Genomic DNA, 24435 nt, shown 5'->3' with positions numbered 1-24435 from the left:
CGACGGCATGGGAACCCCTGACTTCATCCGTACCATCCGCGAAACCGCCGGGCAGCAGCTGCTCTTCCTGCCCGGGGTGAGCGCGGTCGTCCTCGACGACGACGGACGGGTCCTGCTCGGCAGGCGCGCCGACAACGGCATGTGGTCGATCGTCGGCGGCATCGTCGACCCGGGGGAGCAGCCCGCCGCGGCCGCCGTACGGGAGGTGTACGAGGAGACGGCCGTGCGCTGCGAGGTGGAGCGGGTCGTCCTCGTCCAGACCATGCACAAGCCGGTCACGTACCCCAACGGCGACCGGTGCCAGTTCATGGACGTCACCTTCCGCTGCCGGGCGACCGGGGGCCGGGCGCGGGTCAACGACGAGGAGTCGACAGAGGTGGGCTGGTTCCCCGTGGAGGCGCTGCCGGAGCTGAGGGAGTTCTCGCAGTTCCGGATCAAGCAGGCGCTCGCCGACGAACCCACATGGTTCGACCCCACCCCCCTGGCCTGAAGTATGGGTGCGGACCACATCGGTGGGGGGCGGTGCGGTTCATAGGGTGCGAAGCATGACCGCCCCCACCGCATCTGGCCCCGCGGCCGCACCTCCCTCCGTCACCGTCGACCTCGGCGGCCGTACCGCGCTCGTCACCGGCGCGGCCGGCGGCATCGGCCGCGCCTGCGCGCTGCGCCTCGCGGCCGCCGGTGCCAAGGTCAGGGCCGTCGACCGGGCGGCCGACGGCCTGGCCGAGCTGGTGGAGCGGGCATCCGGCCTCCCGGGCACCGTCGAGGCCCACGTCCTCGACCTCACCGACCTCGACGCGGCCGAGACCGCCGCCGCCGGCACCGACATCCTCGTCAACAACGCCGGGCTGCAACTGGTCCGCCCCATCGAGGAGTTCCCTCCGGACGTCTTCCACACGGTCCTCACCGTCATGCTGGAGGCGCCGTTCCGGCTGATCAGGGGCGCTCTGCCGCACATGTACGGGCAGGGCTGGGGCCGGATCGTCAATCTCTCCTCCGTCCATGGTCTGCGCGCCTCGGCGTACAAGTCCGCCTATGTGGCGGCCAAACATGGCCTGGAGGGCCTGTCCAAGACGGCGGCCCTGGAAGGGGCGGCGCACGGTGTCACCTCCAACTGCGTCAACCCCGGCTATGTGCGCACGCCCCTGGTCGAACGGCAGGTCGCCGACCAGGCCGCGGCGCACGGCATCCCGCCCGAGGCCGTCCTCACCGACGTGCTGCTCAAGGACTCGGCCCTCAAGCGGCTCGTCGAGCCGGAGGAGGTCGCCGAAGCTGTCCTCTACCTCTGCACCCCACAGGCCTCCTTCATCACCGGCACCTCCCTGACCCTGGACGGCGGCTGGACCGCGCACTGAGCGTCCAGTCATCCACAGGGGTGGTGCGATCACCCGTACGGCAGGTATCCCTGTGTCCATGTCCCATGAACAAGCCTCCTACCTGGAGCTCCTCGCCCGCGGAGCGGCCGTGGAGGCGTACGACCGGCCCGTGCTGCTCGCCCGCGCGGGCGGCGCGGGCCCGGAGGAGCTGGCCGGGCTCGAGCACGCCAAGCAGCTCGCCCTGCGCGTCCGCGCCGAGCTCGAAGGGCGCCGCCGCCGTGAGGCCGAGCTGTCCGCGCTCTTCGCCACCGCGCACGACCTGGCGGGGCTGCGCGACCTCGACGCGGTCCTGCGGGCCATCGTGCAGCGGGCGAGGGCCCTCCTCGGTACCGAAGTCGCCTACCTCAGCCTCAACGACCCGGTCGCGGGCGACACCTACATGCGGGTCACCGACGGATCCGTCTCCGCCCGCTTCCAGCAGCTGCGGCTGGGGATGGGGGAGGGGCTCGGCGGGCTCGTCGCCCAGACCTCCCGCCCCTATGTGACCGACAGCTACTTCGACGACAAGCGTTTCCAGCACACGCGGGCCATCGACTCCGGCGTCCGCGACGAGGGCCTCGTCGCCATCCTCGGCGTCCCCCTGACGCTGGGCAGCCAGGTCATCGGCGTGCTCTTCGCGGCCGACCGCCGCGCCCGGGTCTTCGAACGCGAACAGGTCGCGCTGCTCGGCTCGTTCGCCGCCCACGCGGCGGTCGCGATCGACACCGCGAACCTCCTCGCCGAGACCCGTTCCGCCCTCGCCGAACTGGAGCGGGCCAACGAGATCATCCGTGACCGCAGCGCCGTCATCGAGCGGGCCTCGGAGGTCCACGACCGGCTCAGCGAGCTCGTGCTGCACGGCGGCGGCGTCCACGACGTGGCCGAGGCGCTCTCCGAAGTCCTCGACGGCGCCGTCGAGTTCACCGAGACCGTGCCGACGGCGCCGCAGAGCGACGGCCGTGCCGTGCGCCACGGTGACGACTGGGTCGCGGCCGTCTCCGCGGGCGGCGAGCTGCTCGGCGCGCTCGTCCTGCGCGGCCACGGCGACCTCGACCCGGTCGACCAGCGCACCCTGGAACGCGCCGCGCTGGTCACCTCCCTGCTGCTGCTCGCCCACCGCTCGGCCGGGGAGGCCGAACAGCGCGTACGAGGCGAGCTCCTCGACGACCTGCTGGACGCGCCCGACCGGGACCGGAGGCTGCTGCGGGAGCGGGCCGCCCGGCTCCGTACCGACGTCGACGCCCCGCATGTGGTGCTCGCGGCCCGGATCGACCGGACGACCGCGGGCAGCGGGCCTGACACCGGCGGCCGCGAGAGCGCGGACCGTCAGCGGCTGTGGTCCGCCGCCTCCCATCTGGCGGCGACCCGGCACGGCCTGGCGTCGGCGCGGGACGGAGGCACCGTCCTGCTGCTGCCACTGGGCTCCGGCGACAGCGCCGCCGAACTCGCCCGCCAAGCCGCCAGGCACCTGGGCGGCGCGCTGCGGGAGTCGGTCACCGTCGGCGCTTCCGCACCGGTCGAGGCGCCCGCGGCCCGGCCGGGGGCGGTAGCGGGCGCGTACGAGGAAGCCCGCCGCTGCCTCGACGCCCTGCGCCTGCTCGGCCGCACGGGCCAGGGCGCGGCCGCACAGGACCTCGGCTTCCTGGGGCTGCTGCTCGCCGACGGCCGGGACGTCGAAGGTTTCGTCCGGCGCACGATCGGCGATGTCGTCGCCTACGACGAGCGGCGCGGCACGGACCTGATACGGACGATGGAGGCGTACTTCGCGAGCGGGATGAGCCCGGCCCGTACCAAGGACGCGCTGCACGTCCACGTCAACACGGTGGCCCAGCGGCTGGACCGGGTCGGGCGGCTGCTCGGCGCGGACTGGCAGGAGCCGGCCCGCGCGCTGGAGATCCAACTGGCGCTGCGGCTGCACGCGATGGCGGCGGCCGTGACGCGCTGACGCATCGAGCTGACACGTCGAAGGGTCCGGTGGATCGTGCGATCCACCGGACCTGGGGCGAGGAGCTCGGCGTGCTCAGGCGGTACGGGCGTCCGCCGCGGCGGTCTCGCGGGCGGCGGCGCCGCTCTCGGCGCCGTCCACCTCGGCGAGATCCCGGTGTCGGGTCTCCTTCGCGCAGCCGATCGCGACGACGGTGAGCAGCGCGGCGGCGATCACGTACAGCGCGATCGGCGTCGGGGTGCCGTGGTCGGCGAGGAGCGCGGTGGCGATGAGCGGCGCGGGGGCGCCGGCCGCGACGGAGGAGAACTGGGCGCCGATCGAGGCACCCGAGTAGCGCATCCGGGTCGCGAACATCTCGGAGAAGAAGGCCGCCTGCGGCGCGTACATCGCCCCGTGCAGCACCAGGCCGACGGTCACCGCGAGCAGCAGGCTGCCGAAGCTCTTGGTGTCGATCAGCGCGAAGAACGGGAACATCCAGGCGCCGACGCCGACCGCGCCGATCAGATAGACCGGCTTGCGGCCGATCCGGTCGGAGAGCGCGCCCCAGGCCGGGATGACGGCGAAGTGCACGGCGGAGGCGATGAGAACGGCGTTGAGCGCGGTCTGCTTGCTCAGGCCCGTGCTGGTGGTGGCGTAGACGAGGATGAACGCGGTGATGACGTAGTAGCTGATGTTCTCCGCCATGCGCGCGCCCATCGCCACCAGCACATCCCGCCAGTGGTGCCGCAACACGGCCACCAGCGGCATCTTCTCCACCTGACCGGCGGAGCCCTTGCGCTCCTCGGCGGCGGCGAGAGCGGCCTTGAAGACGGGCGACTCGTCGACCGACAGCCGGATCCACAGCCCCACGATCACCAGCACCCCCGAGAGCAGGAACGGCACCCGCCACCCCCAGGAGGTGAACGCGGCGTCCGACAGCAGCGCGGTGAGGGCGGAGAGCACCCCGGTCGCCAGCAACTGCCCTGCGGGCGCCCCGGTCTGCGGCCAGGAAGCCCAGAACCCCCGCCGCTTCGCATCCCCGTGCTCGGACACGAGCAGCACGGCCCCGCCCCACTCACCCCCGAGCGCGAACCCCTGCACCAGCCGCAGGACGGTGAGCAGCACGGGCGCGGCGCTCCCGATGGCGGCGTGCGTCGGCAGGAGCCCGATGGCGAAGGTGGCCCCGCCCATCATCAGCAGACTGAGCACAAGCAGCTTCTTACGCCCCAGCCGGTCCCCGTAGTGCCCGAACACCAGCGCCCCGAGGGGCCGCGCCGCGAACCCGACGGCGTAGGTCAGGAAGGACAGGAGGGTGCCGACGAGCGGATCGGACTCGGGAAAGAACAGCTTGTTGAAGACCAGCGCGGCGGCCGACCCGTACAGGAAGAAGTCGTACCACTCGATGGTGGTGCCGATGAGGGACGCGGCGACGATGCGCTTGAGATTGCCCGGGGGCCGGGGAGCGGTGGTTGCGGAGGCCATGTGCGCCACTTCCTCGTGTGCGGTGGGGACGGTACGTGTGGGCACACCGTAGAAACATGCAGGTCAGGCGCACATGTGGTGGGGCAACATAGTTCGGGGCGCGGCTATGCGTCAGCGCACCACGTTCCGGTTCCGGTACAGGTACGCCCACGCGCACTGGGACGGGCGGGCGTGGGAGCAGACGATCGTGGACGGATTCCCGCGGTTGGCCGTGGGCAGCGCGCCGGCGGTCTCGTCGACGGAGGTGTGGGCGGGTGGCACGGCCGGCTCGGACGTGCGTCGTGTCACTGGTTGCTGCGTGGGCTGTAGGGCTGGAGGAGCTGGTCGACGGGTGCGTAGTCGTCGGTGAGCAGTTGGGCATCGCCGGTCCAGGAGGTGAGGTCGTCACCGGTGGCGATCTTCCAGCCGGTTTGGCGGGCGTCCAACGCGCTCTGAATCGCGCGTACGTCGACTGGTCGGTCGGAGGCGAGCACCACCAGATTGCCGCCATCGGGGGCGGCGGTCGGGTCGAGGCCGATATCGGTGGGTTCGCCGATGAGGGCGACGTGCGCGAAGGCTTCGCTGAGGGTGGCTACTTCGGCTCGCGCGAAGGCCAGATCACCGTAATCGATGAGGTTGGCGACGTACAGGCCGTCCTTGTTGAGTACCCGCCGTATGTCGGTCATCGCGTCCACCGTAGTGAGGTGCCACGGCACGCTGACGCCCCCGAAGGCGTCGCCGACGACGAGGTCACGGCTGCCGGTGTCGAGTCGCCGCAGGCCGAGCCTGCCGTCCTCGGTGCGTACATCGATACCGGCTTCCGGTCTCAGGCCGAGTTGGTCGCGGTTGACGCGCACGACCCCGCTGTCGATCTCGGAGACCACGCTGCGTGTCCCGGGCCGCGTGGCCGCGAGGTAACGGGGAAAGGTGAGCCCGCCGCCGCCCACGTGGTAGGCAGCAAGTGGCTCACCTTCGGGGAAGGCGGCATCGGCGACCGACGCGATGGCGCGCACGTACTCGAACTCCAGGAAGGTCGGGTCGTCGATGTCGACGTAGGAGTTCCGCAGGCCGTCCAGAACGAGTGTGCGGCCGCTGTCACGGTCGGGGTCGGCGACGACCCGTACGCAGTGGTACTTGGTCTCCGTGTCGCAGCCACCGGGCGCGACCAGGGTGGCGAGGCCGCCGGCAACGACCACGAGCGTGAGGACAGGCGTGCTGCTCCACCCGCGGGTTCGCCACTCGACCAGCGCCGAGCCGACCAGCAGCAGTGTTCCGAGGCCGATCAGTATGCCGCTGACCGGCAACCGCGATACGAGGACGAAGCCGGTGAGCACGGTGCCGACGATCGCGCCGACGGTTCCGACGGCGGACAGCCGGCCGACGACCGTTCCGGTCTCGGCGAGGCTGGTGAGACGCAACTTGGTCACGATCGGCGTCACCGCGGAGAGCAGGGCGCCCGGTACGAGGACGGTCAGCGACGCGATCAACAAGAGCACCGCCGGTGCCCACTCCGCAGTGGTGCGCAGCACGGCAGGGGTGAGCGCCACGACCGCTCCCGACACTCCGAGCGAGGGGCCCAAGAGCCGGCGTGGATTGACCTGATCGGCGATGCGCCCACCCAGCCAGGAGCCGACGGCGATCGCGGTGAGGGCGATGCCGATCACTATGGTGCTGGTCTCGAGGGTGAGGCCGAGGTAGGGAGCCAGCAGCCGCAAAGCGACGATCTCGATCACCAGGACTGCGGCCGAGGATCCGAACACAAGGACGGCAGCGGCCCGGGAACCCAGGCCGTAGTTGCCAGGCGTGCCCTCTGCGACAGGCGAGGAAGACGATCCGGTCACGGGCAGCATCCTTGCATGCGACTCGTCGAGGCGAGGTCAGTCGTTCCCGATGAGACCCGCTGAGGTGACGGCGCGCTAGAGCTGCGTACGGTCTGCCGTGTCCTTCTGATGGGTCTCCCGGGACTCCACCTCGCTGATCTTCCGCTACGTGGCCGTGTGTTGAGCAGCCACGCAGGGAGTCGTGATCGCTGTGATGATGCCGGTCATCGGCCACGTCCACGAGGCTGGACTCGGCGTCATGGCCGACCTCGACGACGTCGGCAGCGCTCATCTGCTCGCCGGCTGGTCATGGTCCGTGTCCGGTCAGCCGAGCTTGATGAGGCCGGCTTCGACGACAGCGCGGCCGAACGGGCCCGGCGAGTTCGGCGAGACGTTCGCAGTCGCTGTCACCCAGGGTGGCGTAGGCGGGAAGGGCCGGGAGGTCGGTGCCACCACTCGGCAGCCCTGCGCGGCCAACGCAGGGATCTGCCGTTGCCACACCAGCCCCGTCTGGCGGGAAGCCGTGCAGCAGCGCCGGGCGGCCCTCGGGCGGACCCGCCGCGATCGCGTCGGGCATGCCCGCACCGGTGGAGATCCTCAGCTCGGCCACGGCCTCCCCATTCAAACCGACTGGTCGGTAGCTTCCAGTCGGCGGGCGGCGCTGTCAAGTCATGAGCGCAGATTGCCATGGTTGAACATGACGCCGAATTCAACTATAACGAGCCGGAGACCGGCTTGCGTCACCTTCTGCGGTCATGGCTCATGTCATCGGTCGGCGAAGCAAGAGGTTCAAGCGGTCCAGGCGGTCAAGGAGCAGTTACGGCGCGTCAGTTGTCGTACGGCACCATCAACAGGAAGCAGTGGGTGACATGAGGGAAGCAGTCATCGTTTCGACGGCACGGACCCCGATCGGAAAGGCTTACCGCGGCGCGTTCAACGACACGCAGGCGCAGGAACTCGCCGCCCATGCCCTCTCGCACGCGGTGCAGCGCGCCGGGCTCGAGGGAGGCGAGGTCGAGGACGTCATCTTCGGCTGTGCCGTGCAGCAGGGGTCCTCCGGTTTCAACGTGGCTCGCCAGGTCGCTCTGCGTGCCGGGCTTCCGGACGTCGTGTCGGGGATGACGATCGACCGGCAGTGCTCGTCGGGCCTGATGGCCATTGCGACGGCCGCCAAGCAGATCGTCGCGGACGGCATGCAGGTCGCTGTCGGCGGCGGTGTCGAGTCGATCTCTCTCGTGCAGAACGACCACATGAACACCCACCGCATGACGGATCCCTGGCTGGTCGAGCACAAGCCGGGTATCTACATGCCGATGCTGCAGACGGCGGAGATCGTCGCCGAACGCTACGGCGTGAGCCGGGAACGCCAGGACGAGTTCGCGCTCGTGTCGCAGCAGCGCACGGCGGCGGCGCAGGAGGCCGGCCGGTTCGATCAGGAGATCGTCGCGCTCAGCAGCGTCAAGAAGGTCCTGGACAAGCAGTCCCGGGAGGTGCGGGACGAGGAGGTCACCCTGACCCGGGACGAGGGCAACCGCGCATCGACGACGCTCGAAGGCCTGGCAGGGCTGACGACGGTGCTGCCCGACGGCCAGGTGAGCGCGCGTTCCAGTGTGACGGCGGGCAACTCCTCGCAGTTGTCGGACGGGGCTTCGGCCTCGGTGTTGATGGAGTCGAAGGAGGCCGAGCGTCGCGGTCTGGAACCGCTGGGTGTCTACCGGGGCCTGACCGTTGCCGGTTGCGCGCCGGACGAGATGGGCATCGGCCCGGTGTTGGCCATTCCGAAGCTGCTGAAGCAGCACAATCTCACCATCGACGACATCGGCCTGTGGGAACTCAACGAGGCGTTCGCTTCCCAGGCGCTGTACTGCCGCGATGAACTGCACATCGACCCGGAGCGGTTCAACGTCGACGGTGGTGCGATCTCGGTCGGCCATCCGTACGGCATGACCGGTGCCCGCCTGGTGGGGCACGCCCTGATCGAGGGCAAGCGCCGAGGGGTCCGGTACGTGGTGATCTCGATGTGTGTCGGCGGCGGAATGGGCGCGGCCGGACTCTTCGAGGTCGTCTGATGGAGACGGTGAGGAAGAAGGAGAAGGACCGAACCGCGGTCCTGGTGGACTTCGGCGGGGTCATCACCTCCAGTGTGCTGCGGGCCTTCACCGACTTCGGCGCCTCGCTCGGCGGCGACCCACGCCTGCCGCTGGAGCTCCTCGCCCAGGACCAGCCCTCACGCACCCTCCTGGCCGACCACGAGTGCGGCCGTATCGACGCCGAAGCCTTCGAACGCGGATTCGCCGAGCGCCTCCGCGCCCACGGCACCGACGTACCGGCAGAGGGGCTCATGGCCCGGATGCAAGCGGGACTGTCGATCGATCCGGACACGCTCGCGCTGCTCGGTGAGCTTCGCGCCGCCGGCTGTCCCGTGGCGCTCGTTTCCAATGCGTTCGGAACCGGGACCTATGACGGCGTCGACCTCGCCGCTGTCGCCGATGTGGTCGTCATCTCCTCCGAGGTCGGGATCCGCAAGCCTTCCCGCCGGATCTACGCGATCGCATGTGAACGCCTCGGCATCGACCCCGAGGAGGCAGTCATGATCGACGACCTGCAGCAGAACCTCGACGGAGCGGCGCGGATCGGAATCGAGGGCGTGCTGCACACCAGTGCCGCCGACACCCGCCGCCAACTCGCCGAACGCTTCCGTATCACCACCTGACCGATCGACGGATCGGGTACAGCGCGGTGTCGGTCATCCCGCCACACCGGCTGAGGACTTGAGGCGCAGGCCGGGCCAACCAACCGATCGTCGCGGTGAGCCCCGCGCCGTCACCTGCTCACATCCCGGAAGGCACCAACCATGACCGGCGTTCTCGACCCTGTGTGCCGCCACGCGGCCGAAACCCCAGGCAACATCGCACTGCGCGGCGACGCGGACCAGTGGACCTACCTTCAACTGCGCGACGCGAGCACACGGTACGCGGGGGCTTTGGCCGCCGCAGGACTGTCCCCCGGGGACCGGGTGCTGCTCGCGGCGCCGTCGGTGCCCGAGTTCGTGGTGGCTTACCTCGGTATTCAGGCCGCGGGCTGCGTCGTGGTGCCGGTCAACACGATGGTCACCCGGGCCGAGGTCGAGTACGTCCTCGGCGATGCCGGGTGCTCATTGGCGATCGCCTGGCAGGCGCTAGGTCCAGGCGTCGCCGAGGCGGCCGCGGCGCTCAAGGTGCCGTTCCGGCCGCTGTCCCCGGGAGCGTCGGTCACCGGAGCGACCCCCGCCGACGTCGTCGACCGGGACCGTGACGAGACGGCGGCCATCCCGTACACGTCGGGCACCACAGGGCGGCCGAAGGGAGCCCAACTCACGGTCGGCAACCTGCTCTCTGCCGGGGAGATCGGCGCCGCGTGCAGCCGCGCCTCGAGCGCCGACCGCATCGGCACCGGACTCCCGCTGTTCCATGTGTTCGGCCAGGCATCGGTCCTGATGGCGAGCCTGACCGCGGGCGCCTCGATGTCGTTGCTCGCCCGGTTCGACCCCGCGTCGATGCTGGAGATGCTGCGCCGCGACCGGCTCACCATCATGGCCGGCGTACCGACCATGTGGAACGCGATGCTGCACGCGGCGGGCGATGCGGACCCGGCGGCCTTCACCCAGCTTCGTGTCGCCGTCTCCGGCGGTGCCTCGCTGCCCGGGGAGGTCGCCCGGGCCTTCGAGGCCCGGTTCGGCTGCACCATCCTCGAAGGGTACGGGCTCACCGAGACCACCGCGTTCGGCACCTTCAACGACGACGACCGCGGCGGCAAGACCGGGTACACCGGCAGGGCGGTCCCGGGACTGCAGGTCCAGGTGCGTGACAGCGACGGCAACGAGTGCCCGCCGGGCACCGTCGGAGAGGTCCACATCAAGGGGCCCACGGTGATGAGCGGCTACTGGAACCGCCCCGCGGACACCGCCGCGGCGATCTCACCCGACGGCTGGTTCCGGACCGGCGACCTCGGCGAGACCGACACGGACGGCGACCTGCGCATCGTCGACCGGGTCAAGGACCTGATCATCCGCGGCGGCTACAACGTCTACCCCGGTGAGGTCGAGGAAGTGCTCTACGAGCATCCCGACATCGTCGAGGCAGCCGTCATCGGCGTTCCCGACGACCACTACGGCGAGGAGGTCGCCGCGCTCATCGCCGCCCGGCCCGGTTCGGAACTCGGTGCCGCCGAGGTGTCGAGCTGGGCACGGGAGCGGCTGTCCGCCTACAAGATCCCGCGCATCGTCCGGTTCGTCGACGCACTGCCCAAGGGCCCGACGGGGAAGATCCTCAAGCGGTCCATCGACCGTGGCGCTCTGACCCGCGACACTGCGCCCGGCGATGTTGCCGTCCGTCCCCGCTGAACCTCGGAGACCGGGACATCAACCGGCCCAGCCGGCTCCTTGGGTTTATGACTATGGCGTCGGATTCAAGTATGGTCCGGGGATGGACACCACTGCGCCCGAGGAGACCGACAGCGAGACCGCACCGCCTGTGGCGCCCTTCTCGCAGCTGCGCGAGCCGCCTACGACACAGCGCGGGGCGCGGACACGGGCCGCGTTGGTGAAGGCCGCGCGGAAGGTGTTCGAACGGGACGGCTACCTCGACACCCGCCTCACCGACATCACCAAAGAGGCGCGATGCGCGGCGGGATCCTTCTACACGTACTTCTCCAACAAGGAAGAGGTGCTTGCCGCCGTCCTCCTGGAGGCGCAGGAGGACATGATGCACCCCGGCATGGGCCGGGTGCAGGGCACCGACGATCCCTATGCGGTGCTCGAGGCGAGCAACCGCGCGTATCTCGCGGCATACAAGCGGAACGCGAAGCTGATGGCACTGCTCGAGCAGGTCGCACAGGTGGAGCCGGAGTTCCGTGAGTTCCGAAGGCGGCGCGGGGACGCGTTCATCCGCCGCAATGCCCGTGGCATCGTCGATCTGCAGGCGCGGGGCGTCGCAGATCGGGAGGTCGATCCGATGATGGCGTCCCGTGCACTGTCCGGCATGGTCAGCGTCATGGCTTACAACGCCTTCGTACTCAGTGAAGAGCAAGAGGGAGATGTGCCGGTGGACTTCGAGGAACTCGTGTCCACGGTCACCCGGCTCTGGGCGAACGCCCTGCGGTTCCCCGGCCACCACTGATCCGCCTGCCTCGTAGCCGCTCAACCCCTGGGGTTGAGCGGCTTTCTCTTGTGCTTCCGCGCAAGCAGCTATTGAACTTGACGTCGGATTCAACTATACAGGTGGAACGCACAGCACGCCCCGTCAACGGAGAGGGTTGCGATCGACGTGAACCTGCGGGCCCACATCCGTGCGGCGAGGCTGCTGGTGACGCGGTGGGCCGAGCGGGGTGAGGGCTACTTCGTCAGCACCGCCTCGGCGGCCGGCCTGCTCACCCAGATCGGCTCCGCCACGTACGCCGTCACCAAGCACGCGGCCGTCGCCTTCGCGGAATGGCTGAGCGTCACGTACGGCGATCGCGGGGTCCGGGTCAGCTGTCTGTGCCCGATGGGCGTGAACACCAGGATGCTGACCTCCGGAGAGGACTCCGGGGACGGTGCCTGCGCGGGATGCGCCGCTACCAGAGGGCCCTGCTGGCGCAGCCATGACCGGTACGCCGGGCGAGCCTTCCTCGCCGCCCGCCCCGAATTTCCCTCCATCCCCGTAAGGAGTTCGTATGTCCCTGTTCGATACCTCGGACCGCGCCAAGAAGTACCGGGCGGATCTGCTCGAGTTCATGGACGAGCACGTCTACCCCGCCGAGGCGGTGTACCACGAGCAGATGCGTGCGTCGGGTGACCCCCACTTCCACCCGCCGATCATCGAGGAACTCAAGGCGGAGGCGCGCCGGCGCGGACTGTGGAACCTCTTCCACCCGCACCCGGAGTGGGGCCCGGGGCTGACGAACCTCGAGTACGCGCCGCTGGCGGAGATCATGGGGCGCAGCCACATCGCCTCCGAGGCGTGCAACTGCAACGCTCCCGACACCGGCAACATGGAGGTGCTCACGCTGTTCGGCAGCGACGAGCACAAGGAGAAGTACCTCAAGCCGCTCCTCGACGGAACGATGGCATCGGCCTTCGCGATGACCGAGCCGCGTGTCGCCAGCTCCGACGCCACCAACATCGAGCTGCGGATGGAGCGCGACGGCGACGCGTACGTACTCAACGGCCGCAAGTGGTTCGCATCCAACGCCCTGCACCGCAACTGCAAGGTGCTCATCGTCATGGGGAAGACGGACCCCACCGCCGCCCCGCACCGGCAGCAGTCGATGATGGTCGTCCCGATCGACGCCCCCGGGATCACGGTGATGCGCGGTCTGCCGGTGTTCGGCTACCAGGACCGTGAGGGGCACGCCGAAATCGACTTCCACGACGTACGGGTGCCGGCCAAGGACCTGCTCAAGGGTGAGGGCGAGGGCTTCGCGATCAGCCAGGCGCGGCTCGGGCCCGGTCGTATCCACCACTGCATGCGGGCCATCGGTGCGGCCGAGCGGGCGCTGGAGCTGATGTGCCGGCGCGCGCAGTCACGGGTGACCTTCGGCAGTCCGGTCGCCGAACGGTCCAACATCCAGGACTGGATCGCGGAAGCGCGCATCGACATCGAGATGATCCGCCTGCTCACGCTCAAGGCCGCGTATCTGATGGACACGGTCGGAAACAAGGAAGCGCGCACCGAGATCGCCGCAATCAAGGTGGCCGCCCCGAACATCGCGCTGAAGATCGTCGACCGCGCGATCCAGGTGCACGGGGGAGCGGGAGTGACCGACGACTTCCCGTTGGCGCTGATGTACGCGCAGCTGCGGACGCTGCGGCTGGCGGACGGTCCCGACGAGGTTCACAAGCGGGCCATCGCCAAACAGGAACTGCGGCAGTACCGCGACGAGGCCGCGGCGGCGGTGAACTGAGATGGCAGGACTCGATCTCACCGGTCGCACCGCAGTGGTCACCGGTGCCTCGCGCGGTATCGGGCTGGCGATCGCCCGAGCCCTCGCCGTCGCCGGCGCGAACGTCGTCCTCACGTCACGCTCCCAGGAGGCGGCGGAGGCCGCAGCGGTCCAGGTCGGGGGCAGCGCGGTCGGTGTCGGTGCGCACGCGGTCGACGAAGAGGCGGCCCGGCGCTGTGTGGATCTGACGCTCGAAAGCTTCGGAAGCCTGGACATCCTCGTCAACAACGCCGGGACCAACCCGGCCTTCGGGCCGGTCATCGACCAGGACCACGGCCGGTTCGCCAAAACCTTCGACGTGAACCTGTGGGCTCCCGTCCTGTGGACGGGGCTGGCCACCCGGGCCTGGATGGGCGAGCACGGCGGTGCGGTCGTCAACACCGCGTCGGTCGGCGGCATGGCCTTCGAGGCGAACATCGGGTTGTACAACGCGTCGAAGGCCGCACTGATCCATCTCACGAAGCAACTGGCCCTGGAGCTCTCGCCGAAGATCCGCGTCAACGCGGTGGCACCGGGTGTGGTGCGCACCAAGCTGGCCGAGGCGCTGTGGAAGGAGCACGAGCAGGCCGTGTCCGCCTCGACGGCACTCGGGCGCATAGGGGAGCCCGCCGACATCGCCTCGGCGGTCGCCTTCCTCGTCTCCGACGCCGCGAGTTGGATCACCGGCGAGACCATGGTGATCGACGGTGGCCAACTGCTCGGTGACGCGCTCCCGTTCAGGCAAGGAGCCGGCATCGGCGCCTAGGCCGAACGCCGTGGGGCCCGCCCGGTGATTCAACCGGGCGGTGCCGACAGATGGATCAGGATGCCGCACACCTCGTCCACGATCTCCCGGAGGCCGTAGGCCTCGCCTTCGGCGCGTTCGCGGCGGCGCGCGGACCCGGCCGGCGCGTCGCCGCTCGTCCACCTTCAGGAGCCGGGCGTTGCGCCGGACCCACGCGCGGTCCCACTGGCGGCGCAAGGCGTCGAACCCCGCGGGGCCGTCGTCCTCCACGAGGAGTCTGCCGAGCCTTCGGTTGTCCAGGTGCCCTCCAGGTAGGCCCTGGCTCCGGCCACGAAGAGGGCGATGGGGTCGTCCACGCCACGGCTGCGCTCGGCGGTCAGCGTGGCCGCGGTCCGGCGCTCCTGCTCCGCCACCTCCTCGAGCCGGTCGTGGACGGTGTGCAGGATCCGCCGCCGCTCCCGGCGGAGCGGTTCGGAGAGTCGGAGGGTGCCCAGAGCGGGTCCACGAGGCACGGCGCCGATCGTCGCCGCCCGCCTCGTGCTCCGTCAACAGGCCCGGGGTGGGACATCCGCCCGCGGGGATCTGTGCGCGGCGCACAGTCCGGCAGCCCGGAAGTTGGGTGCTCACACCCATGTGCGCCCGGTGCGGCCCCAGGGCCTGTTCGGACGAGCGGCAGCCGGCGGGGGCGGTCCCGGTCGATGCCCTGACACCTCGGGGCCGCCCCCGCTCCGTCACCGGTGCCCGCCACGCCGTACCTCGCGGCGGCGAGCGCGCGGCCTCACCGGGTTCAATGGGACAAACTGGTGTCCAGCGGTGGAGAAGCGGATGACGGAGCTCAGCGAAACCCACGACGATCCGTTCGCCCCGCACCTCGCCGCCCTGGCTGTGCTCGACGACCGGGGAACCGTGGTCGGATGGAACCGGCGGGCCCAGGAACTGCTCGGCCATCCCGACACAGCCGTGATCGGCCGTCCGGCATTCGAGGTCCTGGCCGATCCCCGCGATCTGCCGGCGGTCAGGGACGCCGCGGCGAGCTGCAGGAGAGACAGCGGCTGGTTCGGGGTGCTCAACGTGCGGCACAGCGACGGGCGGCTCCTGGAGATGGGGCTCCGGGCACAAGCGCTCTCGCGCGGCGGCCACAGCCGCGAGTGGTTTCTCGCCGGAGCACTCGCGGTTGACGTCCTGGAGTGGCAGAGGGACCGCGCGGTGCTCGACGGGTTGTACCGCCGGTGTCCGATCGGCCTGGTCGTCCACGGCCCCGACCTGAGGCTTCTCCGGGTCAACCGGGCCATCGAACGCTTCAGCGGCGTCCCGGCAGCGGAGTTTCGGGGGCTGCCCACCGGCTGTTTCCTCGTGCCCGACGACGCACGCAGGGCCGTGGACCGGGTGCGCCAGGTGATGGAGACCGGAAGGCCGACGGTCTACTCCGAGCAGTTCGTTCGCCTGGAGTGGGATCCGGCACGAGAGCGGGTCGCGATGGTCTCCTCCTTCCCGATGGAGGACGCGTCCGGCCGTGTCCTGGGTGTGGCCGAGATGATCGAGGACATCACCGAACGTCACCGGGCCCAGCGTCGGCTCGGGCTTCTCGACCAGGCCGGCAGCCGTATCGGAACCACCCTGGACGTGGCGGAGACCGCCCGGGAACTCGCCGAGGTGATGGTGCCTCACCTTGCCGACCACGCGTCGGTGGACCTGCTTCGGCCGGTGACGTGCGGTGGGGAACTGGCGCAGGCGCTGGCAGAGCCGGTGGTCCGCGTGGGCGTCTGCAGCGTCGGCGCCCAACAGGCCGGCCCGCCCCATCCCCACGGCGAGCCGGTGGAGTTCGGGCCTGACACCCCCCAGGCCAGATGCCTGGCCGAAGGACGGCCCGTCCTGGAACCGGTTCTCCCACCCGACTGGTACTCGAAGGAAGGCCACCAGGGGGCCCATGCCCCGGCCCTGGGCGCTCACTCGTTGATCGTGGTCCCCGTCGCCGCGCGAGGCCTGGTGCTGGGCGTGATGACCCTGTGGCGCTCGCGCCGCCCTGATCCCTTCGAGGCGGACGACCTCACCCTCGCCCAGGAACTCGCCTCGCGCGCCGCCGTCGCCATCGACAACGCCCGGCGCTTCACCCAGCAACAGCAGACCGCGTTCACCTTGCAGAGCAGCCTGCTGCCCCGGACGGTCCCGGACCAGTCGGCCGTCGAGGTGGCCATGCGGTACCTGCCCGCCAGCGCGGCCCCAGGCCTGGGCGGCGACTGGTTCGACGTCATCCCCCTGTCCGGGGCCCGGGTCGCCCTGGTCGTCGGCGACGTGGTGGGACGCGGCATCCACGCCGCCGCCACCATGGGCCGACTGCGTACCGCCGTCCACACGCTCGCCAGCCTCGACCTGGAACCGGACGAGGTCCTCTCCCGCCTGGACGACCTGGTCGACCTCCTGGCGGCCGAACAGGAAGCAGCCGGCGAACGGCCCGTAGGGGAGCAGGTCATCGGTGCCACCTGCCTGTACGCCGTGTACGACCCGGTCTCCGGGCGGTGCTCCATGGCCCGCGCCGGCCACCCGCCGCCCGCGGTGACCGCCCCGGACGGACAGGTGGAGCTGCTGGACCTGCCCGCCGGCCCACCGCTCGGCCTGGGCGGCCTGCCGTTCGAGGCCCGGGACGTCGAACTGACCGAGGGAAGTCTGCTGAGCCTGTACACCAACGGACTCATCGGCGAACGCCACATCGATGCCGACGTCGGCCTGACCAAGCTGTGCGCAGCGCTGACCCATCCCGCCGACGCGCTGGAACGGACCTGCCAAGCGGTGGTCGACTCGCTCGTGCCATCGCGCCCCGGCGACGACGTCGCTCTGCTGATCGCCCGCACTCGCACGCTGCCACCGGACGATGTCGCCTCCTGGCGTCTGCCACCGGAGCCCGCAAGCGCCGCCCGCGCCCGCGCCCTGACCTCCGCCAAGCTGACCGAGTGGGGTCTGGAGCACTTGGCGTTCACCACCGAGTTGATCGCCAGCGAACTGGTCACCAACGTCTACCGCTACGCGGGCGGCCCGGCGACCCTGCGCCTGATCCGTGAACGGTGCCTGGTGTGCGAGGTCAGCGACACCAGCCACACCTCACCCCACCTGCGCCGCGCCCGCACCACCGACGAGGGCGGGCGCGGCCTGTTCCTGGTGGCCCAGATGGCCGAACGCTGGGGCACCCGGTACACCCGCGAGGGAAAGACGGTGTGGACCGAACAACCTCTGGCCGGCACGTCCACCTGACCGTAGCGGGCCTTGCTACTCCTGGCCGGGGACCGCCATCTCCCCCAGCAGCGACCAGTCGTGCTGAGGAAGGTTCATGTTGACGATGCGCGGCGTCTCGACCAGATGGGGCGGCAACGTCTGCTGCGCCGCCTTGAAATGCGCGGACTGCACATGCGTGGCCCCGGCCTCGTCGTCGCGGAAGGCCTCGATCAGGACGTACTCCGTCGGGTCTTCCACACTGCGCGACCAGTCGAACCACAGGCAGCCCGGCTCGGCGCGCGTGGCCCGGGTGAAGTCGGCGGTGACCTCGGGCCAGCGGTCGGCGTGCTCGGGACGGACTCGGAACTTGGCGGTGATGAAGATCATGGGATTCCTTTGCTGATGTCCTGCTCGACGGGTCATGACGACCGGAGTACCAACCGGCCGTCCGCGTATGGAAGGACCTTGGCGCGCGGCAGATGGACCAGCACCTCCTCGCCGGCCGGGACCCCCTCCTCCCGCGGCGTCTTGGTCCTCACGAGCTGCCCGGCCACCTCCACCTCGAGCACGCGCTGCGCGCCGTGGTCCGTGACGCCCCGCAGTCTGCCGGGGAAGGTGTTGGGACCGGGGTCCGTGACGATCTTGACGTACTCGGGCCGGACGCCCACCTGGACCCCGGTCGTGTCGCGCGGGATTCCCCAGGCAGGCTGCGCGCGGTCGCCGACAGCCGGGCGGCGTTCGTCGCCGGGACGCCGCTGCACCTCCTGGGCGAGGCCGGTGTCGGAAAGAGGACGCTGGTCGAGACCCTGCACCGGGCCCACGGCGCCGGACGCCGGCTGGAGACGACGCAGCCGCCGCTGTCCGATGCACCGGCCGCCACCGAGGGCTGGCTGCACGACGTCGGAGAGCTGCTCGCCGTGCCGTCCAATGTGCTCGTCCTGCGCGACGTCCACCTGCTGGGCGACCAGCTGCGGGAACGGCTGAGGAACCTGCTGACACACCTGGACGGCACCGCCACCGGGCAACTGGTCCTGACCAGCCAGCCGTCCATGGTGAGCACCGACGACCAACTCGACCGGCTCTGCGGTGCCTTGGTGGAGGTGCCGCCCCTGCGCCACCGCCCCGGGGACATCGAGGACCTGGCGCGGTTCTTCCTGCGCAAGTACCGGCCGAGCGGTGAGAGCAGGTTCTCCCCGGATGCCCTGACCATGCTGCAGCGATGCCCCTGGCCGGAGAACGTCCGGCAGCTCGAGTCGGTGATGCGCGGGCTGGCGCGGCGGCCATCCGGCCCGATGATCCATGCCGACGACCTCCCACTGGAATGCCGCCCCACCATCGAGGCGCTGGAACGCGACGCCATCCTACGCGGGTTGCTGGACCACCACTCCAACGTCCAGCGCACCGCGCTGGACCTCGGCATCTCCCGCGCCACGATGTACCGCAAGATGCGCCGTTACGGCATCGTCCCGTCGAGCCTGACCTGACGGACTGCCTCCGGGCCATCGGGCAGCCGTGGCGTGCGGCGCCGCGCGATGTCGCCGTCGGGGCGCGTACACGCACCGCACGGAGACGACGGGGCCTGGGCCGCGGGGCGGACTACGGTGGCACCGAAGCCGCTCGCGTAGCCCGCCCGCGCGGCCGTCCTCATCCGGCCGCGGTGAGCAGCCGTGCCTGATCCACGGGCCGCCGGAGCGGGCTTGAGTCTCCCGTAGGGGGAGACGCGAAGGTGAGGTCATGGACGACGGCACGCTCTACTCGATCGGTGAACTGGCCCGGCGCACGGGGCTGACGGTCAAGACCATCCGCTTCTACTCCGACCGCGGCATCGTGGTGCCGGCCGACCGCACCCTGGCCGGCTACCGCCGCTACGGTCCCGACTCCGTCGCCCGACTGACCCTGGTGCGGACGCTGCGCGAACTCGGACTGGGCCTCGACGCGATCCGGCAGGTCGTGGAGCGAGAGCTGACGCTCGGCGACGTCGCGGAGCAGCACGCGGCCGCGCTGGACGTGCAGATCGCCGCCCTGCGGCTGCAGCGGGCGGTGCTGATGGCCGCGGCCAGGCGCAGGCCAACCCATGAGGAGATGGAACGCATGCACCAGTTGGCTCAGCTTTCCCAAGGAGAACGCCGACGACTGATCGACGGCTTCCTCGACACCGTCTTCGAGGGGCTGGGCGGCGGCGCCGGTCGCCATGCCGCAGCCCGGCGCTCCATGACACCGGAACTCCCCGACAGCCCCACGGACGCGCAGATCGAGGCATGGGTGGAGCTGGCCGAACTGTCGCTGGACCCGGACTTCCGCGAGCGTGTGCGGAGAGTGACCGTAGACTACGCAGCGGGTCTGTCCGGGAGCGGATCCACACCACCGCGCCCGAATGTCGTCGCCGTCGCCCGTGACCTCGCCGGAGCCGCCGCCGGGTCGGGGATCGCCCCGGAAGCGCCCCAGGCCGACTCTGTCGTCAGGGAGCTCACCGCCGGCTGTGCCCGCGCCCTCGGCCGTCTCGACGACACCGAACCCCACCTGTGGCTGCTGCCGCGTCTGGAGGCCGCGAACGATCCGCGCCGAGACCGTTACTTCCACCTGCTCGCGGTCATCAACGACTGGCCGGCCCCGCAGCCTCTGGCCCCGGCCCTCGACTGGTCCGTCACGGCGCTGCGCGTACGGGCGCCGCGGTGACACAGGGGCACACAGCCGGAGCCGGGTACGCGCAGAACCGGCGCCGCGGCTGTACCGGCGGGCGGAGGCCCCGGAGAGGCTCAGGGAGCGGACAACCTCTTGACCTCTGTGGCGTCAGCCACTAATTTGCGGTCAACGTCGACCCATGACGACCGAGAGGAGGCGACCGGCGGATGTACACCAGCTCTGACCTGAGTCGCCTCGCCCACAGCACGGTCTGGGTTCCGGGTCGTATCGCGCACGGCTGCTGATCACGCCGTTCTGACGTGCCCTTTCATGGCACGGTCCAGGTTTCTCTTCACCGCCTCTTTGGCACGCCGCTGTCGCGTGCCGCTTCGCGCCCGCTCCCGTCACGCGGCGCCCTCTGATCACAGAAAGCTGCCTGGAATTGGCAAACATGATGAATCAACTGATTGCGTACCGAAACGAAGGCCTGTCATGGTAGCGCCGCGTATCACCATCAACGGGGAAGAAACGCCCATCTCGCCGGCCGCGCCCCAGACCACGGTCCTGGATTTCCTGCGCGAGCGCGGCCTCACCGGCACCAAGGAGGGCTGTGCCGAGGGTGAGTGCGGTGCCTGTTCGGTTCTGGTGGCCCGTCCGGGAGTGAACAAGCCCACCGACTGGGTGGCGGTCAACGCCTGCCTGGTCCCGGTCGCGGCGCTGGACGGCCAGGAGGTCATCACCTCCGAAGGCCTCGCCACCGTCGGCGAAGCCGGCACGGCGCCCACCCTGCACCCGGTGCAGGAGGAGATGGCGGTCCGCGGCGGCTCCCAGTGCGGCTACTGCACGCCGGGATTCGTCTGCAGCATGGCCGCCGAGTACTACCGGCCCGACCGCTGCGCGCACCCGGAACCGGAGTCCGACCCGGCCGACGGCACCGACCACGAGCACGGTCCGAACGGCTTCGACCTGCACGCGCTGAGCGGAAACCTCTGCCGCTGCACCGGCTACCGCCCGATCCGCGACGCCGCGTTCGCCGTCGGCGAGCCGGCCGACGAGGACCCGCTGGCGCAGCGCCGCGAGCAGGCGCCGCCGGCACCGGTCGCCACCGAATACGTCCAGGACGACAGCGCGTTCGTACGGAAGAACACCCTTGCCGAGACGCTGCGGCTGCTGCGCGAGCGGCCCGACGCGGTCGTGGTCGCCGGCTCCACCGACTACGGCGTGGAGGTGAACATCCGCTCCCGCCGCGAGGACTGCGTGGTCGCCATCGACCGGCTGCCCGAACTCCGGGAGCTGCGCGTCGAGTCCGACCACATCGAGATCGGCGCGGCGCTGACGCTCACCGAGATCGAGCGCCGCCTCGACGGCGAAGTCCCGCTGCTGGCCGAGCTGTTCCCGCAGTTCGCCTCCCGGCTCATCCGCAACGGCGCGACCCTCGGCGGCAACCTGGGGACCGGTTCCCCCATCGGCGACAGCCCGCCGGTACTGCTCGCGCTGGAGGCGTCGCTGGTCCTCGCCGACGCCGACGGCGAGCGCGTGGTCCCGCTGGCGGAGTACTTCACCGGTTACCGGCAGAGCGTGCGCCGTCCCGGCGAGCTGATCCGCGCGGTGCGGATCCCGCTGCCGCTGTCGCCGGTCACGGCCTTCCACAAGATCGCCAAGCGGCGCTTCGACGACATCTCCAGCGTCGCGGTCGGCTTCGCGCTCGACATCGAGGACGGGGTCGTCCGCAAGGCCCGCATCGGCCTGGGTGGCGTGGCCGCCACCCCGATCCGCGCGCTGGCCACCGAGGCGGCCCTGGAGGGCAAGCCGTGGTCGGCGGAGACCGTCGAGGCCGCGGCCCGGCTGCTGCGCGGCGAGGGCACGCCGATGGACGACCATCGCGCCAGCTCCCTCTACCGTTCCGCGATGCTCGGCCAGAGCCTGCTGAAGCTGCACGCACAGACCACCGAGGCGGTGTCGTCATGAGTCATCTGTCCGAGCGCCCCGAGAAGCCCGTAGTCGGCGTCTCGATGCCGCACGAGAGCGCCTTCCAGCACGTCACCGGCACCGCGCTCTACACCGACGACCTGGTCCAGCGCACCAAGGACGTACTGCACGCCTACCCGGTCCAGGTCATGAAGGCCCACGGCAGGATCACCGCGCTGCGCACCAAGCCCGCGCTCGCCGTGCCCGGCGTGGTCCGTGTGCTCACCGGCGCCGACGTGCCCGGCGTCAACGACGCCGGCATGAAGCACGACGAGCCGCTCTTCCCCGACGAGGTCATGTTCCACGGCCACGCGGTGGCCTGGGTGCTCGGCGAGACCCTGGAGGCGGCCCGGCTCGGTGCGGCGGCCGTCGAGGTGGAGCTCGAAGAGCTGCCCTCCCTGGTCAGCCTGCGGGACGCGATCGAGGCCGGCAGCTACCACGGCGCCCAGCCCCTGATGGTGCACGGCGACGTCGACGCCGGCTTCGCCGACTCGGCGCACGTGTTCACCGGCGAGTTCCAGTTCGCCGGCCAGGAGCACTTCTACCTCGAGACACACGCGGCGCTCGCCCAGGTCGACGAGAACGGGCAGGTGTTCATCCAGAGCAGCACCCAGCACCCCTCGGAGACCCAGGAGATCGTCTCCCACGTCCTCGGTGTGCCCGCCCACGAGGTGACGGTGCAGTGCCTGCGGATGGGCGGCGGCTTCGGCGGCAAGGAGATGCAGCCGCACGGCTTCGCGGCCGTCGCCGCGCTCGGCGCCAAGCTGACCGGCCGGCCGGTCCGGTTCCGGCTCAACCGGACCCAGGACATGACCATGTCCGGCAAGCGTCACGGGTTCCACGCCAAGTGGAAGATCGGCTTCGACGCCGAAGGCCGTATCCAGGCCCTCGACGCCACCCTGGTCGCGGACGGCGGCTGGAGCCTGGACCTGTCCGAACCGGTCCTCGCCCGCGCGCTCTGCCACATCGACAACACGTACTGGATCCCCAACGCGCGCGTCGCCGGCCGCATCGCCAAGACCAACACCGTCTCCAACACCGCGTTCCGCGGCTTCGGCGGACCGCAGGGCATGCTGGTGATCGAGGACATCCTCGGCCGCTGCGCGCCGCAGCTCGGCCTCGACCCGATGGACCTGCGCGAGCGCAACTTCTACCAGCCGGGCCAGGGCCAGACCACGCCGTACGGACAGCCGGTCACCCAGCCCGAGCGGATCTCCACCGTCTGGCAGCAGGTGCTGGAGAACGGCGGCATCGCCGACCGCAAGCGCGAGATCGCCGCGTTCAACGCCGCACATCCGAACACCAAGCGGGCCCTTGCGATCACCGGCATCAAGTTCGGCATCTCGTTCAACCTCACCGCCTTCAACCAGGGCGGCGCGCTGGTGCTGATCTACAAGGACGGCTCCGTCCTGATCAACCACGGCGGCACCGAGATGGGCCAGGGCCTGCACACCAAGATGATGCAGGTGGCCGCGACCACGCTGGGCATCCCGCTGCACAAGGTGCGCCTCGCCCCCACGCGTACCGACAAGGTGCCCAACACCTCGGCCACCGCCGCCAGTTCCGGTGCGGACCTCAACGGCGGAGCGATCAAGAACGCCTGTGAGCAGCTGCGCGAGCGGCTGCTGCAGGTCGCCGCCACCCAGCTCGGCGCCAACGGCTCGGACGTACGCATCGTCGAGGGCGTCGCGCGCGCCCTGGGCAGCGACAAGGAGCTGGCCTGGGACGACCTGGTGCGCACCGCGTACTTCCAGCGTGTTCAGCTCTCGGCGTCCGGCTTCTACCGGACCGAGGGGCTGCACTGGGACGCGAAGTCGTTCCGGGGCTCGCCGTTCAAGTACTTCGCCTACGGCGCCGCGGCGACCGAGGTGGAGGTCGACGGCTTCACCGGCGCGTACCGCATCCGGCGCGTGGACATCGTCCACGACGTGGGCGAGAGCCTCTCCCCGATGATCGACATCGGTCAGGTCGAGGGCGGCTTCGTGCAGGGCGCGGGCTGGCTGACGCTCGAGGACCTGCGCTGGGACACCAGCGACGGCCCGAACCGCGGCCGGTTCCTGACGCAGGCGGCGAGCACGTACAAGCTGCCGAGCTTCTCGGAGATGCCCGAGGAGTTCAACGTCACGCTGCTGGAGAACGCCACCGAGGAGGGTGCGGTCTACGGCTCCAAGGCGGTGGGCGAGCCTCCGCTGATGCTGGCGTTCTCGGTGCGCGAGGCGCTGCGGCAGGCCGCCGCCGCGTTCGGGCCGAGCGGGGTCAGCGTCGATCTGGCCTCTCCCGCGACGCCGGAGGCGGTGTTCTGGGCGGTCCAGGAGGCTCGCGCGGCGGATGCCCCGAAGACCGCCGACGTCCACGACGGCAAGGTCCACGCAGAAGCCTTGAGCGGTGCCTGAC

General features: G+C 70.5%; 20 protein-coding genes and 1 pseudogene. 15 read left to right on the top strand and 6 right to left on the bottom strand.

Annotation, left to right across the window (positions count from 1 at the left end; genetic code table 11):
• Positions 1–7 precede the first annotated feature (7 nt).
• From IEZ01_RS25340 to IEZ01_RS25330, 3 genes are read left to right on the top strand one after another with little or no spacing between them, the layout of a single operon-like run.
• Positions 8–490 carry an NUDIX hydrolase gene (locus IEZ01_RS25340; RefSeq protein WP_019884261.1) on the top strand — a complete coding sequence of 161 codons (483 nt, stop codon included), beginning with the start codon at positions 8–10 and terminating at the stop codon, positions 488–490.
• A gap of 55 nt (positions 491–545) precedes the next feature.
• Positions 546–1355 carry a 3-hydroxybutyrate dehydrogenase gene (locus IEZ01_RS25335; RefSeq protein ID WP_019884259.1) on the top strand — a complete coding sequence of 270 codons (810 nt, stop codon included), beginning with the start codon at positions 546–548 and terminating at the stop codon, positions 1353–1355.
• A gap of 58 nt (positions 1356–1413) precedes the next feature.
• Positions 1414–3300, top strand: coding sequence for a helix-turn-helix domain-containing protein (locus tag IEZ01_RS25330; protein ID WP_019884258.1), 1887 nt, complete (start codon positions 1414–1416; stop codon positions 3298–3300).
• A 75-nt stretch (positions 3301–3375) separates the two neighbouring features.
• Here the strand turns inward: IEZ01_RS25330 and IEZ01_RS25325 are convergent, their stop codons facing one another.
• The 3 genes from IEZ01_RS25325 to IEZ01_RS25315 form a co-directional block, all read right to left on the bottom strand.
• Entirely contained in the window at positions 3376–4761 is a 1386-nt protein-coding gene (locus tag IEZ01_RS25325) for an MFS transporter (RefSeq protein ID WP_189203941.1), read from the bottom strand.
• A gap of 111 nt (positions 4762–4872) precedes the next feature.
• Positions 4873–5049 (bottom strand): hypothetical protein, encoded by a 177-nt coding sequence (locus IEZ01_RS25320; protein WP_189203939.1) that lies wholly within the window; start codon positions 5047–5049, stop codon positions 4873–4875.
• Entirely contained in the window at positions 5046–6581 is a 1536-nt protein-coding gene (locus IEZ01_RS25315; protein ID WP_189203937.1) for a fused MFS/spermidine synthase, read from the bottom strand. The genes IEZ01_RS25320 and IEZ01_RS25315 overlap by 4 nt, the downstream gene beginning before the upstream one ends.
• Positions 6582–7315: 734 nt before the next feature.
• On the opposite strand from IEZ01_RS25315, the gene IEZ01_RS25310 reads away from it, so the two are divergent.
• The 7 genes and pseudogenes from IEZ01_RS25310 to IEZ01_RS25280 all read left to right on the top strand — a co-directional run bounded on the left by IEZ01_RS25310 (position 7316) and on the right by IEZ01_RS25280 (position 14265).
• Positions 7316–8629, top strand: a complete 1314-nt coding sequence (locus IEZ01_RS25310; protein ID WP_229833220.1) for an acetyl-CoA C-acyltransferase — start codon at positions 7316–7318, stop codon at positions 8627–8629.
• Entirely contained in the window at positions 8629–9273 is a 645-nt protein-coding gene (locus tag IEZ01_RS25305) for an HAD family hydrolase (RefSeq protein ID WP_019884253.1), read from the top strand. Before IEZ01_RS25310 ends, IEZ01_RS25305 begins: the two co-directional genes overlap by 1 nt.
• A 141-nt stretch (positions 9274–9414) precedes the next feature.
• Positions 9415–10941 (top strand): AMP-binding protein, encoded by a 1527-nt coding sequence (locus tag IEZ01_RS25300; RefSeq protein WP_189203935.1) that lies wholly within the window; start codon positions 9415–9417, stop codon positions 10939–10941.
• Positions 10942–11023: 82 nt separating this feature from the next.
• The gene (locus IEZ01_RS25295; RefSeq protein ID WP_028797231.1) at positions 11024–11716 is read left to right on the top strand and encodes a TetR/AcrR family transcriptional regulator; all 693 of its coding nucleotides are present in this window, start codon (positions 11024–11026) and stop codon (positions 11714–11716) included.
• A 138-nt stretch (positions 11717–11854) separates the two neighbouring features.
• Positions 11855–12130, top strand: a pseudogene (locus IEZ01_RS25290) (SDR family oxidoreductase); the annotation flags it as partial.
• A gap of 121 nt (positions 12131–12251) precedes the next feature.
• On the top strand, positions 12252–13481 hold the full coding sequence (locus IEZ01_RS25285) for an acyl-CoA dehydrogenase family protein (protein ID WP_189203933.1): 1230 nt from the start codon (positions 12252–12254) through the stop codon (positions 13479–13481).
• Position 13482: 1 nt separating this feature from the next.
• Complete coding sequence (locus tag IEZ01_RS25280; RefSeq protein ID WP_189203931.1) at positions 13483–14265, top strand: SDR family oxidoreductase; 783 nt, start codon at positions 13483–13485, stop codon at positions 14263–14265.
• A gap of 164 nt (positions 14266–14429) precedes the next feature.
• Here the strand turns inward: IEZ01_RS25280 and IEZ01_RS25275 are convergent, their stop codons facing one another.
• On the bottom strand, positions 14430–14756 hold the full coding sequence (locus tag IEZ01_RS25275; RefSeq protein ID WP_189203929.1) for a hypothetical protein: 327 nt from the start codon (positions 14754–14756) through the stop codon (positions 14430–14432).
• Positions 14757–15069: 313 nt separating this feature from the next.
• On the opposite strand from IEZ01_RS25275, the gene IEZ01_RS25270 reads away from it, so the two are divergent.
• The gene (locus IEZ01_RS25270; RefSeq protein ID WP_189203927.1) at positions 15070–17490 is read left to right on the top strand and encodes a SpoIIE family protein phosphatase; all 2421 of its coding nucleotides are present in this window, start codon (positions 15070–15072) and stop codon (positions 17488–17490) included.
• A 15-nt stretch (positions 17491–17505) separates the two neighbouring features.
• On the opposite strand, the gene IEZ01_RS25265 is transcribed toward IEZ01_RS25270, so the two are convergent.
• Both IEZ01_RS25265 and IEZ01_RS36210 read right to left on the bottom strand, forming a co-directional pair.
• Positions 17506–17838 carry a putative quinol monooxygenase gene (locus tag IEZ01_RS25265; protein WP_189203925.1) on the bottom strand — a complete coding sequence of 111 codons (333 nt, stop codon included), beginning with the start codon at positions 17836–17838 and terminating at the stop codon, positions 17506–17508.
• 32 nt (positions 17839–17870) lie between these two features.
• The gene (locus IEZ01_RS36210; RefSeq protein WP_444545492.1) at positions 17871–18119 is read right to left on the bottom strand and encodes a TOBE domain-containing protein; all 249 of its coding nucleotides are present in this window, start codon (positions 18117–18119) and stop codon (positions 17871–17873) included.
• 381 nt (positions 18120–18500) lie between these two features.
• On the opposite strand from IEZ01_RS36210, the gene IEZ01_RS36205 reads away from it, so the two are divergent.
• The 4 genes from IEZ01_RS36205 to xdhB all read left to right on the top strand — a co-directional run bounded on the left by IEZ01_RS36205 (position 18501) and on the right by xdhB (position 24434).
• Complete coding sequence (locus IEZ01_RS36205; RefSeq protein ID WP_444545491.1) at positions 18501–18935, top strand: AAA-type ATPase lid domain-containing protein; 435 nt, start codon at positions 18501–18503, stop codon at positions 18933–18935.
• Between the two features lie 250 nt (positions 18936–19185).
• A complete protein-coding gene (locus tag IEZ01_RS25250) occupies positions 19186–20127 on the top strand; it encodes a MerR family transcriptional regulator (protein ID WP_189203923.1) in 942 nt (313 codons plus the stop codon).
• 438 nt (positions 20128–20565) lie between these two features.
• Complete coding sequence (locus IEZ01_RS25245) at positions 20566–22041, top strand: xanthine dehydrogenase small subunit (RefSeq protein ID WP_189203921.1); 1476 nt, start codon at positions 20566–20568, stop codon at positions 22039–22041.
• Positions 22038–24434 carry a xanthine dehydrogenase molybdopterin binding subunit gene (gene xdhB, locus IEZ01_RS25240; protein ID WP_019884238.1) on the top strand — a complete coding sequence of 799 codons (2397 nt, stop codon included), beginning with the start codon at positions 22038–22040 and terminating at the stop codon, positions 24432–24434. Before IEZ01_RS25245 ends, xdhB begins: the two co-directional genes overlap by 4 nt.
• The last annotated feature ends 1 nt before the right edge of the window (position 24435 follow it).

Origin of the sequence: Streptomyces purpureus, assembly GCF_014648195.1 — a bacterium.
Lineage (GTDB): Bacteria > Actinomycetota > Actinomycetes > Streptomycetales > Streptomycetaceae > Streptomyces > Streptomyces purpureus.
Note: the sequence above shows the minus strand (reverse complement) of the source record. Positions and strands in the feature narration are given on the sequence as shown.

Coding starts and splice junctions, on each gene's coding strand:
- IEZ01_RS25340 (WP_019884261.1), top strand. CDS start 8: ATGGGAACCCCTGACTTCATCCGTACCATCCGCGAAACCGCCGGGCAG.
- IEZ01_RS25335 (WP_019884259.1), top strand. CDS start 546: ATGACCGCCCCCACCGCATCTGGCCCCGCGGCCGCACCTCCCTCCGTC.
- IEZ01_RS25330 (WP_019884258.1), top strand. CDS start 1,414: ATGTCCCATGAACAAGCCTCCTACCTGGAGCTCCTCGCCCGCGGAGCG.
- IEZ01_RS25325 (WP_189203941.1), bottom strand. CDS start 4,761: ATGGCCTCCGCAACCACCGCTCCCCGGCCCCCGGGCAATCTCAAGCGC.
- IEZ01_RS25310 (WP_229833220.1), top strand. CDS start 7,316: ATGGCTCATGTCATCGGTCGGCGAAGCAAGAGGTTCAAGCGGTCCAGG.
- IEZ01_RS25305 (WP_019884253.1), top strand. CDS start 8,629: ATGGAGACGGTGAGGAAGAAGGAGAAGGACCGAACCGCGGTCCTGGTG.
- IEZ01_RS25300 (WP_189203935.1), top strand. CDS start 9,415: ATGACCGGCGTTCTCGACCCTGTGTGCCGCCACGCGGCCGAAACCCCA.
- IEZ01_RS25295 (WP_028797231.1), top strand. CDS start 11,024: ATGGACACCACTGCGCCCGAGGAGACCGACAGCGAGACCGCACCGCCT.
- IEZ01_RS25285 (WP_189203933.1), top strand. CDS start 12,252: ATGTCCCTGTTCGATACCTCGGACCGCGCCAAGAAGTACCGGGCGGAT.
- IEZ01_RS25280 (WP_189203931.1), top strand. CDS start 13,483: ATGGCAGGACTCGATCTCACCGGTCGCACCGCAGTGGTCACCGGTGCC.
- IEZ01_RS25270 (WP_189203927.1), top strand. CDS start 15,070: ATGACGGAGCTCAGCGAAACCCACGACGATCCGTTCGCCCCGCACCTC.
- IEZ01_RS25265 (WP_189203925.1), bottom strand. CDS start 17,838: ATGATCTTCATCACCGCCAAGTTCCGAGTCCGTCCCGAGCACGCCGAC.
- IEZ01_RS36205 (WP_444545491.1), top strand. CDS start 18,501: ATGGTGAGCACCGACGACCAACTCGACCGGCTCTGCGGTGCCTTGGTG.
- IEZ01_RS25250 (WP_189203923.1), top strand. CDS start 19,186: ATGGACGACGGCACGCTCTACTCGATCGGTGAACTGGCCCGGCGCACG.
- IEZ01_RS25245 (WP_189203921.1), top strand. CDS start 20,566: ATGGTAGCGCCGCGTATCACCATCAACGGGGAAGAAACGCCCATCTCG.
- xdhB (WP_019884238.1), top strand. CDS start 22,038: ATGAGTCATCTGTCCGAGCGCCCCGAGAAGCCCGTAGTCGGCGTCTCG.